We start from the raw sequence: 15,456 nt of genomic DNA, 5'->3' as shown, positions 1-15,456 counted from the left end.
AACTAGCATTAATTCCACCTTCTTTCGCATCAATTCCACCAGAACTACTTTCCATAGTAATATCCCCTCCATCTCCCTCACTTACCGCAGTCGAAATATCTCCATTCACCGTAATTTTATTCTCTGCAATCAAAGTAATATTACCCCCATTTCCTAATTCAGAACTAGCATTAATTCCACCTTCTTTCGCATCAATTCCACCATGACTACTTTCCATAATAATATCCCCCCCATCTCCCTCACTTACCGCTGTCGAAATATCTCCATTCACCGTAATTTTATTCTCTGCAATCAAAGTAATATTACCCCCATTTCCTAATTCAGAACTAGCATTAATTCCACCTTCTTTCGCATCAATTCCACCATGACTACTTTCCATAGTAATATCCCCTCCATCTCCCTCACTTACCGCTGTCGAAATATCTCCATTCACCGTAATTTTATTCTCTGCCAAAACTTCAATATCTCCTCCATCAACTGTTGATATTCCTGCCACATTCACATCACCCAATACATCAAAAAATACGCCTCCACTTCCCCCTACTGCCTCTAATTTTTCCACATCCAACCGCAACGGCATATCCGATAAACCTATTCCTCCACTCCCAGAAGTTTCCAACACAATATTACCCGCACTTATCAAAGAATTATCATCAACACTCTGAATATTTCCCCCATTTGCATTAACCAAAACTCCACCTGTTGTTGTTAAATTTCCTAGAGTAATATCCCCAATTTCCTCGACATTTCCTAACTCAATTCTAATCGTGCCACTGCCAGCTTCTAAACTTGTTCCTTCCCCTTGAATAATATTTCCTTTCTCTTCTCCATTATTCCCTTCAATAAAAATATTTCCATTCCCATTTTCTGTATTAATATCTGCATTAATATTTACACTTTCACTAGCAGTTAATCTCACATTATTTCCAGCTTCTATTCCTTCTTCAATACCAATATCTCCATCCACATTTAATTGCACCTTACCTCGCCTACCCCCAGTAGAAATCCCTGTTAATTCCCCATTTACTCCACCCACACTTAGAGATGAAATTGCATCTATAAATATTCCACCTTTTCCTGTAAGTGCTTCTAAATTATTCACATCAAATCTCAGTGGAGCATCAGATAATCCAATTCCTCCTGCTCCACGAGTTCTTAAAATTACTTTGTATGCTGCGATTAAACTATTAGCTGAAACTTGGGTAATTTGACCACTATTAGCATTAAGTATTACTCGTCCTTCTGTGGTTAAAGAAGCTAGATTTATGTCTCCTATTTCTCCTAATCCTCCCAATCTAATCGCAATAGTTCCACTTCCGGCATTTAATGTTGTTCCTTCTTGTTGATTTATGGATGCTAAACCTTCGCTACGATTTTCAATATTGGCGTTATTATCATTTCCAAATAGTGTAATATTTCCATTGCCACTTGATGTGTCAATATCGGCATTTATATTAATACTTCGTCCGGCTTTAATTTCTACATTGGAGTCTGTTTCAATTTTTTCATTTATGGTTATATCATTGTCTGCTTGGAGAATTATTTCTCCTGATAAGTCTTCTATATTTTCCGCAGAAATTGTCACGTCAGCATTTTCATCTTGAGCAAAAGGGTCTATTGGTATTTCTGTTTCTGTTGTTTCTGAATTATCGGCAATTTCTGTATTTTCTGTATTTCTAGAATCTGCGATTTCTGAATTATCCGTATTTTCGTCAGGTTCAACTTCCGAATTATTTTCTGCTGTTTCTATTCCTGAATTATCGCTATTTTCTGTTGTATCTGAATCAGAATTTTCGTTAGGTTTAACTTCGGAATTATTCTCTGCTGTTTCGGTTTCTGAATTTTCAGTATTTTCTGTAGACTCAATCTCAGAATTATTTCCTTCTTCGTTCCCTAATGTATTTTCTGAGTCTCCCACAGTCAGATTTTCTGGGTCTAATAAAATTGTTCCTGTATTTCCAAATTCTGCACTAACATCCACACTTCCATTAAATATTAATTGTTGTTTTCCTGAGACTTCAACAAACCCTCCATTACCAGAAAATTCTCCCCCATTAGCACTAATATTTCCCCAAAAATTAGTAATTCCATCCGACAAAACTATTACTATTCCTCCATCTCCATTTGTAATAGCATCGGCAGAAATAATTGAATTTTGATTAATAAAAGTATGTTGAGAATTAGGAACAATTCCATTACCTTGAAAGTCGCCTCCTATTAATACAGTACCACCTCCGTTAAAACCATCAGCGTTAATATTTGTGTTAATAAGAGCTAGGCGATCGCCGAAGATATTAACTTCTCCTCCTACATTTCCAGAACTTGATACATCTACATTTCCTGAAGCAATGACATCTCCTGGAGTATCAGCAACCAAGGTATTTGAGTCTGTCAATACCACATCACCATCAGCATTAACGCTAACAGATGAGGCGTGAGTTATATTCCCTCCTGTTAAAAGTTCTGGTAAAGATAAAGGGGTAATATTAGTATCTTCCCCATCTTGTAGGGACCTTACATGCAACGTCCCTACATCTAAACTTAATAAATGTCCTGGTTGTGATATTCTCAGGGTACTACCACCTTCTACTGCTGCAATAGTAATATTACCCCCTGCTGTAGAGAGTTCCCCTGTATTAATCACAGTCCCCCCCAACAAAGTTAGATTTTCTCCAGGGTTTAAACTTAAATTTCCTTCATTAACTAAAGCGCCTGGGTTAGATACATTAAATCTATATCCACTAGGGTTTCCAACTAATTTTGAGTAGTCGTTTGTGCCGATCGCTTTAAACCAGAAATTATTGTTGTCAAAACCAATACCTGTGGCAGTCGTAACGCTGAATGAAGCGGGTATGTTGAGGCTAGCATTAGGACCGAACATTATACCTGCAGGGTTCATCAAGTAGAGGTTAGAGTTACCACCAATAACTTGGATGAGACCGTTAACATAAGAAGCATTTCCACCTGTAACTCTACCGAGAATATTGTTAGTATCTGGGGTAGTGAGGAAGTTAGCAGTTTGGCCGGAATTAACATTAAATTGGTCAAAGCCATGGAATAAATTCCCTCCACTACGAGTACCACCTTGGATATTAAATTGGTTGCCGTTTTGATTGACAGTTGTTCCTGTACCATCATTAGCGGGGGTTATGGGTTGTGCTTTAGCAGGAGTTGTTGCCAAAGCTGCGAGTAAAGGCATTAATAGAGATAAGGGATGGCCAAAGCGAACCATTTTCATAGTTTATGGAAATAGACATGGGATTTTCCAACTATTATATTTCAGCTAATTTAACAGTTATGCAATGTTGTAGCAATCAAACTATTTCAGAACTTATATCATGTCCGGTTAAATAGACATCTGGTGGAAAAGAGGGAACACTTAACACTTAACACTTAACAGGAAGAAAGAATAGATAATTTCTGGATGATAATTGATTTGATTTTTAATTTTCACGGGCTTTGTGTAATAGTTATAATTAAAGTTCGTAGTAGAGCTTTAGCCCTATCTATAGTGAGGGCTAAAGCTCTACTACAAACCATATACTTTTTTATCACTAATCATTCGGACATGATATTACGGATGAAGTAGGAAAAACTAGGATTTGAGATTGCTTAAGAGTCGGTCGCAATGACGAAAATACGTTGCAGGTGCGTAAGTCCTACATTTTTGTCAATTTGAGGTATTTTATACCATTTTTTATCAATTCTGCTAAAGCTAAGTCTCTCTCAGAAAGGCTTGTAGTTGCTATAATATCATGTTCGGTTGAATAGTTATAAATAACGATGGAGGAGTCAGGAGTCAGGAGCGAAGAAAAAAGAGTTTGAATGTATAAGGAGGAGAAAGTTTTTTGATGGCTAATTATCTGAACATGATATAAGAGTAGGATCAAAAAACTATTACAAATTTTTCTATTCTCAACCCCCGCTCTCCCTTAATACTTAATAAAACTCCTATCTAAAACTGGATTTTGTATAGCACTGCGCAAATAGATTAGGACATTTATAAATTCTCAAACTCAGTCATAGATTACTTTTAACTTTTGACTTTTGACTTTTAACTTGCGCGTAGCACTATATTATCTCTTCAAAAGCCAAATCAAGGTAGAATAATAAGTAGAACTCACTCAAAATTATTTTAGGAGTTATCATAATATGCTGCGTAAATTAACCGTTTTGTTTATGTGTTTAACATTGTGTTGGACAACAGTCGCCTGTGGCAGTTCCAACACCACCTCAAATCAAAACTCAAATCAAAACTCAAATGCCAATATCTCATCTAACCGAAACCCTAACCAAGTAACTGAAGGAGAATATCCTGTACAACAAGCAACCTATAACGACGGCAACGGCGAATATTCCTTAATGTTACTGAATACTCCTTCAGGTAAACCGCCAATTTATACCACTACAGATTTGCAAATGGCAAGTTTAACTGAGGAAGAAATTCAGGAAGGCAAAACTAACTATGCTAACATTAATGGTAACCAAGCTAGTTTGCATATTAAACCAGACTTTAAAATTGAATATGTACACAACGTAACCGAAACCCAAACTAACCCCCAAACAGGTAGACAAGAAACAGTTATTGTGCGTCGGGAGTCTAACTTCTGGGCACCTTTTGCAGGAGCAGTAGCAGGTCAAGTAGTTGGCGGAGCAATTAGTAGTATGTTGTTTCGCCCTCAATATTATGTACCACCAGTTTATCAACCAGGTGGAGTAATGACTGGGTATGGTGGATATGGCAGCAGCTACACCCAAGCTGTTAACCGATATCAAGAACGTTATCAAGCTCCACCAGCAGCAGTGAAAAATCGTCAAACATTACGTTCTACTGGTGTAACTAATTCTACTAGGAGTAACACAACTCGTAAACAACAGCAAAATATAAATCGTTCTACAGGAAGTGGTGCTGGTGCCAGTGACTTGAAGCGCTCAGGTACAGCAAAACCTCGCCAACAACGTCGTAGTTTTGGTAGTGGTGGGTTTTCATCACCTTCACGTCGGACCAGTGGTTTTGGTGGTAGACGACGCCGATAAATAACATTTCCTCAACTTGTTTATAGCAGATGAATTTAGCTGTTAGATTCATCTGCTTTCCTGCTTCATAAAACCGATATAAAACGTCATCATATGACATTTTACTGTTTACTTCCTGCTGTACGGACGTTGCATGCAACGTCCCTAAGGCCGTCGGCGGTTGCTCATCCACAGGCATTCACGGGTCTTGCCCGACCGCATTTCTCAAATTTATACTGGCGTTTAAATCTTGGCGAAGATTGATAACCCACACTTCTTGCAGTCATAAGTTCTCATATGCAAGGGCATATCTTGAACATGACCGCAGTTTGAGCAAGTCTTTGATGATGGAAAGAATCTATCTACTACTACTAATTCACTTCCGTACCATTGGCACTTGTATTTAAGCTGTCTGCGAAATTCATAAAATCACTATCTGCTAACTGATTTGGCTAGCTTATGGTTAGAGAGCATTCCTCTGACATTGTCATACTTCTATGACTATACTGCCGTGGTTCTTGGCGCTTATTGTTGTCAGTTTATGAAGTGCGTCTTGACGGATGTTTGCTACTTTTCTATGCAACCTAGCTATCTTCCGTTGTGCTGCCCGACCGTTAGCAGAACCCACATCTTTATGACGATTTAGGTATTGCTCTCTTGACAACTTAGCTTCAAATTTCTGATACGATCTCACAATGCGCAAATACTTTTCCATCACTTAATGTAGCTAAGGTTTTCACACCTAAATCTACACCGATAACATCAGTTTTTTTGGGTGTGGTTATGCCATGAAATTCATTGTAGGGGCGATTCGCATAGATGCCCCTACAACTGAGATACCAATCACCTGCAAGTCTACTAATAGTGATTTTTTTTAGTTTTCGCCTCAATCGGTTCACAGGTTTTGACAATACCAATAAAAGGTAATTTATGATTCCATCCATTTAGTTCTATTAGTTTTCCACAGTTATCAATGGTGAAAGAATCCGATTTACCTTTCTTCTTAAACTTTGGATATTTTCCTAACCCTTTAAAAAATCTTTTAAAGGCTTCACCTAAGTTAATGAAAGCATATTGATAAACCTTAGATGACAAGTTTTTCATCCAAGGATATAAAGGCTTTGTGTGGTTAGTAAAAACTTCTCTTAGCTTACGAATATTTGGCTTGTAACCATCTTTATAAAGAGCATTCCATAAACTTAAACCCCAGTTATAACACCAACGTGAGTAGCCTGCGTGTAGAGCCATCAGGGTTTTCTGTTTGTTATTCAGTTTCAGTTTGGTTAGTCATGGATTTCATGTATGTGTGAACACAGTCTGTCTAATAGTGTGCTTTGTGATGTATTATATCGTTACTTTTTGATTAAGTCAATGCTCCCTCCGTTTTTTGTCCTGTACTTAGGTGCAAGCTATGAGAAATTTGTTGGGAATACAGCTCTTTCTCGGTAGATTTGTAGGGTGGGCAAGCCTAGGTCGGAAAATTCTCAATTCTTTCATTAGACCTTGCCCACCCTACGCAGCTTCATCGTGAGGGATGAAAGCGTAGATTATCTCTACTCAATTGATCGAGCTTGGTCACTCCCATAAATTTCATATCACGCTCAATCTCAGTGCGCATATTACCTAAAACACGCTCAACTCCTGCTCTCCCAGCAGCGGCCAATGCAAAAAGATAGAATCGCCCACCTGAACATGCTTTCGCTCCAACAGATAGCGCCTTGAGCATATGGGTACCGCGCTGGATACCACCTTCGCAAATGACATCAATTTTATCCGTTCTACTAAACTTACCCAAACTTACCCATGCAAGAATTGCATGAGCTTTGGAGCTAGCTTCCTGTCTCCCAGAAGACCACTGACCGCAGTCTGTAACTTATCTTCGAGAGCAGGCTTAAAATCGGTGAGAACTCCACCTACTAACGTGCATAATTTTCTAAGTTCACAGCAGCATTAAAATCTCGGTCTGCCTTGAAACCGCACTTCTCACATTCATATTGTCTGACATTCAACGGCATTTTCTGTTGATGTCCGCAGTCAGAACATATCTGAGAACTTGGATAAAATCTATCTGCTATTATTAGCTCACTGCCATACCATTCACACTTGTATGTTAGCTGACGCTTAAACTCATAAAACCCACAGTCTGCTATAGCACTTGCTAGTTTATGATCTCTTGGTGCGCGTTCCGCAAGCGAGCTGTCGTCGTCGCGGGGTCGCACCGCTTTTTGAGCATTCCACTTACATTGTCATACTTCTATCACTATGGTGCTGTGGTTTAAAGCTCGCCCATGTTGTGAGTTCATGTAGTGCATCTGCTCTTATATCAGCTATTTTTTTGTGAGTCTTGGCTAGTTTTTTTACTGCTTTGGCTCTGTTTTTGCTACCAGGCTCTTTTTTCTGGACACGCCGTTGATAACGAGTTAGTCGTTTTTTTGCTTGTTTGTAGGCTTTGACGTTAGGGTAGGTCGTTCCATCGCTACAAGTTGCTAGGGCATTTATACCTACATCTACACCAATAATAGCCCGTTTTTTAGTCAGAGGTCTGGGCTGACATTCATCATACTTAAAACTAATGTACCAGTCACCTGCTCGCTTGGATATTCTCACATTTTTGACTGGCACAGATGGTAAGATACAGTAAGTTTTTACTATTCCTATTCTTGGTAGTTTGATATAGTTTCCTTTCAGGATTTTAATACTTCCTTCTAAGTATAAACTATCTTTTTTACCTTTTTTCTTAAATTTGGGAAACCCACGTCCGGGGACAGTAAAAAAGTTTTTGAATGCCCTTTCTAAATCTCTTAATGCTTGCCCTTGGTGCACATTTAGACACCTCATAATACCACGGATTTTGGGATTTTACTTCTGCAATTAAACGCTTATGCAAAGTGATAGCACTAGGGCGTTTTTTGGTAGCTTCGTACTCAGTAATACAAGTAGCTAATCCCCAATTATAAGCAGTCAGGGGCTACACCTGCGTGTTTAGCAAGTAGTGTTTTTTGCTTATTATTAACTTTTAATTTAGTCTTGATTGATTGCATTTCAATTGATAGGCAACCTTTTTGAATAGTTTAATTTTGTTTGACATTAATTTAGTATATCACAGAGCATTTGTCTATTTATGTTATACTTCATCCAATTATCTTAATACTGTTGATAGCCTTCTTCATCGATACAGCCGATGACAACTCCTGCACCATATTCTTTTGCCAATTGCAACACTTTAAAAAATCGCTCTTCTCCATCTTCATAGTTGGTGGAATTGAGCCAACATTTGCCCCCAGCGACCTTGAGACCCGCTTCCATTTTTGTCCATTCGGTGGAGTCAAGCATCAGTGGGAGGGTCGTATTAGTCACCAGTCGCGATACCAATTCTCGCATATCCCGTTCTCCATCACGCCCGACGTAATCCACGTTTACGTCCAGCATATGCGCCCCTTCTTTGACCTGGGATTTAGCGATCGCCAATAACCCATCCCAATCATCTTCATTCAAAAGCTTAAAGTAGCTGATATCAGAGCTGACACACTTCATAAACTCACAACATGGGCGAGCTTTAAAGCACAGCACCATAGTGATAGAAGTATGACAATGTCAGTGGAATGTTGAAAAATCACAAGCTGGCAAGTGCCATAGCAGATTGCGGTTTTTATGAGTTGAAACGTCAACTTACATACAAGTGTGGATGGTATGGCAGTGAGCTAATAATAGCAGATAGATTTTATCCAAGTTCTCAAATATGTTCTCGCGCTCGGGCATCAACAGAAAATGCCGTTAAATGTTAGACTATACGAGTGTGAGAACTGTGGGTTCAAGGCAGACCGAGATTTTAACGCTGCTGTGAACTTAGAAAATTATGCACGTCAGTATGTGGAGTTCCCACCGATTTCAAGCCTGCTCTCGAAGATAAGTTGCAGACTGCGGTCAGTGGTCTTCTGGGAAACAGGAAGCTAGCTCCAAAGCTCATGCAAGAATTGTATGGGTAAGTTTGGGTAAGTTTAGTAGAACGGAGTCGCGAACCTTTTTTGGCAAACACCGCCTCAAAGGCACTCAATGCCGCCTTAATTTGCAGAACATCTTGACAGGTTTCCACGATGAAAAGATCGGCTCCCCCGTCATAGAGAGCTTCTGCTTGCACCATGAAGCTCGATCTCAATTCATCATAAGTAATATGACCGAGGGTGGGTAGCTTAGTTCCTGGACCGATGGAACCTGCGACAAATCTTGGTTTTTCGGGAGTCGTCAACTCATCCGCACAACTGCGAGCCAACTCTGCCGCCTTTCTACTTAGCTCGTAGGCGCGATCGGCTAGATCGTACTCTGCGAGAACTAAGGGGCTAGATCCAAAACTATCAGTCTCGACAACATCTGCCCCCGCTGCAAGAAAATCACGATGGACCTTCGCCACTGCTTCTGGCTTGGTGATGACTAAATATTCATTACAACCTTCATATTCCGCTCCACCAAAATCCTCGGCGGTCAAGTTTTGGGATTGGATGTTAGTTCCCATTGCGCCATCAAAGATTATCACTGAGCGATCTGGACTCTGGAGCCGTTGGAGAAATGAAGTCTTTAACTGAGGTTTCGGATTTTCAATACTTAGCATAGGTGTAATGGTTATGGTTGGTCTCGGACTTCTCCTGCAACCTTTTTATTTTTAACCCCAAAGCAAGTCTGTTTGGAAGGCTGAGGAGGATAACTTTGAGAATAATAATCATTCTCTTTGAGAATATAACACAAACAGGACTTACGGGGTGACAAGTAGCTCAAAATCATTGTGGGGTAAAGATTTAAAAGATATGGCCCCTTTAAAAAATGGAATGTTTTTTTGATAATAATAATTCTTCTTATAAGGAGTGAGCGATATAGCTGCCGCACTTGCTCCGCTTTTCATGTCGGCGACAGCCGTTAACGAAGTTATGCGCCAGCAAAACGCTCACCCACACCTTCCAATTTACTTGACTTATTTTTCAACTAAATAAGGCTAACAAACCTTTCCTTTTTAGGACTACCTAAATATTTAACTTAGTAATTGAACAATCTGATCGAATTGATAGTTATCTGCAAATTGTTGCAATTTGGTAGCCAGCACTGCCTTTTCTGGCGGAATATCTTTAATTAACTGCATCACTTTTTTACCCCGGAGTTGACTTGAGGCTCGGTGCAGTTCAGCTAACCACTCAGATGGCATATCCTTTAAGATGACTGATAAATCTTCTGAATTAACTTGCTTTTGCTCTTGACAACAAATCGTCCTTTCCAGTTTATGACCATTACCCTCAACTGATTCTTGATAAATCAACTCCACTCCCAAATATTCCTTCATCTTCTGCCAAATCACCTGCTCCCGAATTTGAGCAAAACCAATCACACTATTGAGTGGAGTGCGTAGTTCATGGCTCATGTTAGCCAGAAATTCGCTTTTCGCTTTGTTAGCCGTTTCTGCATTTTCTTTTGCTATTTGGAGTTTGACTTGAGTGATTTTTAGCTGCTCTAGAATTTCCCGTAATTCTTGGTTGCTTTTCTCTAAGTCTTTCTTAGATTGAATCCAATCAGTAATATCAGCAATAAAACCCTCAATAAATTGAACCTTTCCATTCTGATTAAAAATCCCTCGTCCTTGTTCCCAAACCCATTTTTCTGTCCCTTCTTGAGAGAGTAGGCGATAAGTTACTCGAAATGGTCTTTTTTCGGCGATCGCCTTTTGTACCTGTTGTCAAAGTCTGTCTCGCTCTTCGGGATGAATTAATTGAGCATATTAAGAGGTATTTGTTAAATCTTGAGGTAAATAACCAGTCAAACTATAGCATCCTTGACTGACAAAAATCATAGTCCAATGGGAGTCATTCAGACAACGATACGCCATACCAGGTAGATTACTCATCAAAGTAGTCAAAGTTCTTTGGCTTTCTAGTAGAGAAACTGTCCGTCGTGCTACTTCTTTCTCTAATTCTTGATTAGCTTTTTCTAGGGCTTTTTCTGCTTGCTTTCGAGGAGTAATATCATGCACCATGACTAATACTTCGTCTTTCTCCAAAACCATAATCCGTACCTGTTCATACCGGATTTGACCATTGAGTATAATTTGATGCTCGTAGACTTGCAGTTTACCTGTCGCTAAGGCTTCCTGAATATGGAGCCAAAATTTCTCCTTTTTGGGGTCATTTCAGTTATCATTTTACAGAACAACAAGCTGACTATGTAATCACTTTGAAAAAAAATCAAGGTTATTTTTATATGCATAGTGAAAAAATCCCTGAATAAATCATCTAAAAATCAAGCAGAATAAAGCACACAAAGTGATTATTGCAAATCTGATTTAACTCATGGTCGTAGGGAAGATTGATACTATTATATGGCGAGTAATATTGCAGAAGAAGTAGACCCTTTTGGGGAATGGAAAAATATTCAATCAATTGGCTTTGTCGATTACTTTCGCTCTGAAAAAAATGGGAAAATTACTTGTGAACGAAGATATTACATTAGTAGTTTATCGAATAATGCCGAACTTTTAGCTGAAGCTATTCGTGGTCATTGGGGGATTGAAAATCAATTAAATTGGGTATTAAATGTTCAATTTAAGGAAAATAATTCTAGAATCATAAAGGATAATGCTCCAGAAAATTTGGCAGTAATTAGGCAAATAGCCTTAAATTTATTAAATCAAGATAAAACTGTAAAAACCGGAATAAAAAATAAACGAAAAAGAGCCGGATGGAACAATAATTACCTCTGAAAATTTTTATTCATCTCGCAATAAATTCTGATTACAAATAAGTAAAAATATTCAACAATATGATTTGATAATACTGTAAAGTGACAGGATTATTATTTGTTTTACTTCGATTATTTAAGCATGATTGCAGATAGTATTATTGATCGTAAAACTCAAAGAATAATATTTTATGATCCTCAAAAAAATAAAGTGATTGCAGGCTGTAATATCTGCAATAAAAAGCCAATTGATATTTGTCTGTAATTGCGGAAATTCAAGTGATTGCAGATAGCGATATTAACCACAAATCCTCCCATCTCAGGTATTGAGCAATGATAAAAATTATAGCCAGACAGTAATACCATTAATATAAACTGGTCAAGCAGTCGTGAAAACTTGTCTTAACAGCAATATCTTTTTTCGGCATCAACCACTTACCAAACCTAGTATAGAGTGCAGGAATCACCAACAAAGTTAAGGCAGTAGAGGTAAACAAACCACCCAAAACTACAATTGCCAATGGTTGTATAATTTCATTTCCAGCACCACTGGCGATCGCCAGTGGCAACATCCCTAATGCTGAGGTGAGGGCAGTCATTAATATGGCATTCACTCGGTCTAGAGAACCTTTGACAATTACATCCTTAATGTGCATTCCTTGAGCAAACTTGTTGTTGTAGTTATCTACCAACAATAAACCATTGCGGACGGCAACTCCAAACAGAGTAATAAATCCAATCAAAGAAGCAATTGAAATCACGCCACTCGTCAGAGCAATCGAAACAATGCCTCCTACTAACGCCAAGGGGAGATTGAGCATAATAGCGATTGTAGCAGGAAGAGATTTTACTGAAAAGAACATCAAGATAGTAATAACGATCGCTGCTAGGATACTGTACAGCAAAAGATTATTAGTAGCATTTTGCTCTGCTTCAAACTGCCCCCCATATTGGATGAAGTAGCCATTAGGCAATTGCACGTTTTGGCGAATAGTCTCTTGAATATCTTCTACTACACTACCTAAGTCACGCTCGGCAACGTTAGCAGAAACAACAATTAAGCGAGAAACATCCTCCCGGTTAACCACATTAGCTCCCATACCATACTCTATTTTGGCTACTTCACTGAGGGGAATTATTTGTCCAGTGGGGGTAGAAATAGGAATAGTGCCAATAGCATCTAAATTATTACGAGCTGATTCCTGTAACCCAACGGTAATGTCGATAAGTTGTTGATTTTCCGGTACTTGTGCTACAATCTGACCATTAAGTGCTGTTTCTACCACATCTGAAATTGCCTCCATAGTTAAACCATAGTAGGCTGCTTCTTTTCGGTCATAATTAATTTGTACTTGACGGATGGGTAACTGGGGTTCAAGCTGCAAGTCTACAACTCCAGGAATAGGTTTAATAGCATCGCGCACCTGTTCTCCCACTTTTCGCAATTCTATTAAATCCGAGCCAAAGATTTTGACAGCGATGGCGCTTCTGACTCCAGACAACACTTCATCCATGCGGTGAGAAATAAACCCACCAATATTCGGCGCAACACCGGGCAATTTGAGGAATGTCTCCCGCAGTTGTTTAACGCTTCCTTCTCTATCTTTTAGTGCCTCATCACTCAGTTCCACATCCACATGAGCCATACTAACACCTGCTCCATCGGCATCTCCTGGAGCGCGTCCAGCTCTTACCTGCACCCATTCATAGAGGGGATTGTTTTGCAGAGATTTATAAAGAGTTATTCCAGCTCTATTAGTCATATCCAGAGAAACACCTGGAAACAAAACCATTGAATTTACCATTGATTTTTCCTGAAATTCTGGTAGAAACACCCGCCCCAACGAAGGAACGATGGCAACAGCAGCCACCAAAGTTGCCAGTGCCAATGCTAGAATTATTTCGGGTACTCGCAGCGAGAGGTTGAGCATTGGACGATAAAGGCGTTCTGCCAAACGGGAAATAAATGTGTTTTCTTGGGGTAGAGTTTGATTTGCCAAAAGAATCGCACACAGAGCGGGGGAAAGAGTCATAGCAACCAGGGTAGAAGCAGTAATTGATAGCAAATAAGCCCAACCCATCGGTGCAAAAATACGTCCTTCTACTCCCGTCAAACTAAAAATCGGCGCAAAAACGACAATGATAATTACTGTAGAGAAAATTACGGCTAAACGCACTTGCACCGAGGTATCATACACGACTTGAAACGGGTGTTTTGGGTTGTCCTCTGCCTGATTGCTGCGGAGTCCGCGATAGCAGTTTTCCAGATCCACAATTGCATCATCAACTACGGAACCAATAGCAACCACTAATCCTCCTAAAGTCATAGTGTTAATTCCCAAACCGAAAGCTTTCATAAATAATAACCCAATCAACAAAGACATGGGAATCGCGCTCAGACTAATTGCTGCCGTCCGCCAGTTCATCAAAAATATGAGCATAATTATCGAAACAATAATGATGCCTTGAACCAGGGAACCACTAACATTGCGAATAGCAGAGTCAATGAAATTAGACTGGCGAAACGTTCTGGCGATTTGCACATCTGCCGGAAATGTCGGTTGCAAGGATGCCATTACAACTTCAACCGCTTTCGTTACCGTCGGGGTATCCACATCTGGCTGTTTATTAATCATCATTACCACCGCTGGTTTACCATTAAAGCTAGCATCACCACGTTTGAGTGCCGTACCCGTTTTCACCTCTGCCACATCTTGTAGTAAAATCGGGATGCCATTTTCCACTTTGACAACGGACTGCTGTAAATCTTCAATGGATTGCATTTGCCCAATGCCACGCACTAATAATTCTTGCCCGCCACCAATCAGGAATCCTCCGGGAGCATTGGAACTAGCATTTCTAGCTGCATCAGTTACCTCGGTGAGGGAAACATTGAGTAAGCGCAACTTTTCCGGATCGACTAACACTTGTTCTTGCCGTTCGTCTCCTCCATAAACTGTGACTTGAGAAACTCCAGGAACAGAGAGAATCTGATTGCTGAGAGTTACTTCTACTAGGCGACGCAAATCCATCAGGGAGGTTTGCCCCTGAGTATTGACAGTAAAAGCGTACTGCAAAATTGTCCCCAGGGGAGAAACTAAGGGAGAAATTTCTGGTGGATGAGCGCTTTCTGGAAGTTGATTTGTCACCTGTTGCAGTCTTTCTGTAACTGATTGTCTGGCTTTATAAATATCAGCATCCTGGTCAAATACCACCTGCACCATCGACAACCCCACCTTGGAGGAAGAGCGTACTGTTGTGACTCCAGGTAAGCCATTCACGGCACTTTCAATTGGTACAGTGATTTGGGATTCCACTTCCTCTGGAGCTAATCCAGTGGCTTCAGTCTGAATATCAACTTGGGGAGGAGCAAATTCGGGAAATACATCTAGTGGCATCTGAGTAACGGTGAAAATTCCCCACACTGTTATTAAAATAGCAGCGATAACAATAATCCACCTTTGGGCGATTGAGGTTTTGAGGGTTTGATTAAGAATTGAGTTAAACATTTTAATATTATAGCGCTAGGGAATAGGGAATAGGGAACAGGGAACTATCAAAGGGTTTCAATATTTACAGGATTTACGCATAAACGCCATTAGTAGGGTGTGTTAGCGCTAGCGTAACACACCGATTATAGTGCTATAAATATCCTAACGATTGCTTCGAGGCTATATTTGGATTTTGTAATTAAGCAGAACTTACACAAATTATGAATTAATAGGC

General features: G+C 39.6%; 9 protein-coding genes and 5 pseudogenes. 3 read left to right on the top strand and 11 right to left on the bottom strand.

The window, feature by feature from the left end:
- On the bottom strand, positions 1-3,238 hold a 3,238-nt coding region (locus F6K22_RS11035; RefSeq protein WP_293097063.1), incomplete at its 3' end, for a two-partner secretion domain-containing protein.
- A gap of 914 nt (positions 3,239-4,152) precedes the next feature.
- Between F6K22_RS11035 and F6K22_RS11030 the strand changes: the two genes are divergently transcribed.
- The gene (locus F6K22_RS11030) at positions 4,153-5,037 is read left to right on the top strand and encodes a hypothetical protein (RefSeq protein ID WP_293097060.1); all 885 of its coding nucleotides are present in this window, start codon (positions 4,153-4,155) and stop codon (positions 5,035-5,037) included.
- Between the two features lie 178 nt (positions 5,038-5,215).
- On the opposite strand, the pseudogene F6K22_RS43065 reads toward F6K22_RS11030, so the two are convergent.
- The 5 genes and pseudogenes from F6K22_RS43065 to F6K22_RS10995 form a co-directional block, all read right to left on the bottom strand.
- Positions 5,216-6,264 (bottom strand): annotated as a pseudogene (locus F6K22_RS43065) (RNA-guided endonuclease InsQ/TnpB family protein).
- A 274-nt stretch (positions 6,265-6,538) separates the two neighbouring features.
- On the bottom strand, positions 6,539-6,811 hold the full coding sequence (locus tag F6K22_RS11010; RefSeq protein ID WP_293097051.1) for an alpha-hydroxy-acid oxidizing protein: 273 nt from the start codon (positions 6,809-6,811) through the stop codon (positions 6,539-6,541).
- Positions 6,812-6,932: 121 nt separating this feature from the next.
- On the bottom strand, positions 6,933-7,235 hold the full coding sequence (locus tag F6K22_RS11005; protein ID WP_293097048.1) for an RNA-guided endonuclease InsQ/TnpB family protein: 303 nt from the start codon (positions 7,233-7,235) through the stop codon (positions 6,933-6,935).
- A 19-nt stretch (positions 7,236-7,254) separates the two neighbouring features.
- The gene (locus tag F6K22_RS11000) at positions 7,255-7,839 is read right to left on the bottom strand and encodes an RNA-guided endonuclease InsQ/TnpB family protein (protein WP_293097045.1); all 585 of its coding nucleotides are present in this window, start codon (positions 7,837-7,839) and stop codon (positions 7,255-7,257) included.
- Positions 7,840-8,175: 336 nt separating this feature from the next.
- Positions 8,176-8,514 (bottom strand): annotated as a pseudogene (locus F6K22_RS10995) (dihydropteroate synthase); the annotation flags it as partial.
- On the opposite strand from F6K22_RS10995, the pseudogene F6K22_RS10990 reads away from it, so the two are divergent.
- A pseudogene (locus F6K22_RS10990) lies at positions 8,497-8,970 on the top strand (RNA-guided endonuclease InsQ/TnpB family protein); the annotation flags it as partial. The pseudogenes F6K22_RS10995 and F6K22_RS10990 overlap by 18 nt on opposite strands.
- A gap of 55 nt (positions 8,971-9,025) precedes the next feature.
- On the opposite strand, the pseudogene F6K22_RS10985 reads toward F6K22_RS10990, so the two are convergent.
- The 4 genes and pseudogenes from F6K22_RS10985 to F6K22_RS10975 all read right to left on the bottom strand — a co-directional run.
- Positions 9,026-9,622, bottom strand: a pseudogene (locus F6K22_RS10985) (homocysteine S-methyltransferase family protein); the annotation flags it as partial.
- Positions 9,623-10,036: 414 nt separating this feature from the next.
- The gene (locus F6K22_RS10980) at positions 10,037-10,477 is read right to left on the bottom strand and encodes a sensor histidine kinase (RefSeq protein WP_293097066.1); all 441 of its coding nucleotides are present in this window, start codon (positions 10,475-10,477) and stop codon (positions 10,037-10,039) included.
- 117 nt (positions 10,478-10,594) lie between these two features.
- Positions 10,595-10,717: pseudogene (locus F6K22_RS41920) on the bottom strand (PAS domain-containing protein); the annotation flags it as partial.
- A 57-nt stretch (positions 10,718-10,774) separates the two neighbouring features.
- Entirely contained in the window at positions 10,775-11,059 is a 285-nt protein-coding gene (locus F6K22_RS10975; RefSeq protein WP_293097042.1) for a hypothetical protein, read from the bottom strand.
- 312 nt (positions 11,060-11,371) lie between these two features.
- Here F6K22_RS10975 and F6K22_RS10970 point away from each other — a divergent pair, with 312 nt between their 5' ends.
- Positions 11,372-11,752: an ISAs1 family transposase gene (locus F6K22_RS10970; protein WP_293097039.1), complete on the top strand. Its 381-nt coding sequence runs from the start codon at positions 11,372-11,374 to the stop codon at positions 11,750-11,752.
- A 343-nt stretch (positions 11,753-12,095) separates the two neighbouring features.
- Here the strand turns inward: F6K22_RS10970 and F6K22_RS10965 are convergent, their stop codons facing one another.
- Positions 12,096-15,239 (bottom strand): efflux RND transporter permease subunit, encoded by a 3,144-nt coding sequence (locus F6K22_RS10965; protein WP_293097036.1) that lies wholly within the window; start codon positions 15,237-15,239, stop codon positions 12,096-12,098.
- Positions 15,240-15,456 lie beyond the last annotated feature (217 nt).

Origin of the sequence: Okeania sp. SIO2F4, from assembly GCF_010672385.1 — a bacterium.
Taxonomy (GTDB): Bacteria; Cyanobacteriota; Cyanobacteriia; order Cyanobacteriales; family Microcoleaceae; genus Trichodesmium.
This window is presented reverse-complemented; position numbering and strand designations above follow the sequence as displayed.

Bases quoted from the DNA above. Each gene is read 5' to 3' on its own strand.
- F6K22_RS10975 (WP_293097042.1), bottom strand. From the start codon at position 11,059: ATGGTTTTGGAGAAAGACGAAGTATTAGTCATGGTGCATGATATTACT.
- F6K22_RS10970 (WP_293097039.1), top strand. From the start codon at position 11,372: ATGGCGAGTAATATTGCAGAAGAAGTAGACCCTTTTGGGGAATGGAAA.
- F6K22_RS11030 (WP_293097060.1), top strand. From the start codon at position 4,153: ATGCTGCGTAAATTAACCGTTTTGTTTATGTGTTTAACATTGTGTTGG.
- F6K22_RS10965 (WP_293097036.1), bottom strand. From the start codon at position 15,239: ATGTTTAACTCAATTCTTAATCAAACCCTCAAAACCTCAATCGCCCAA.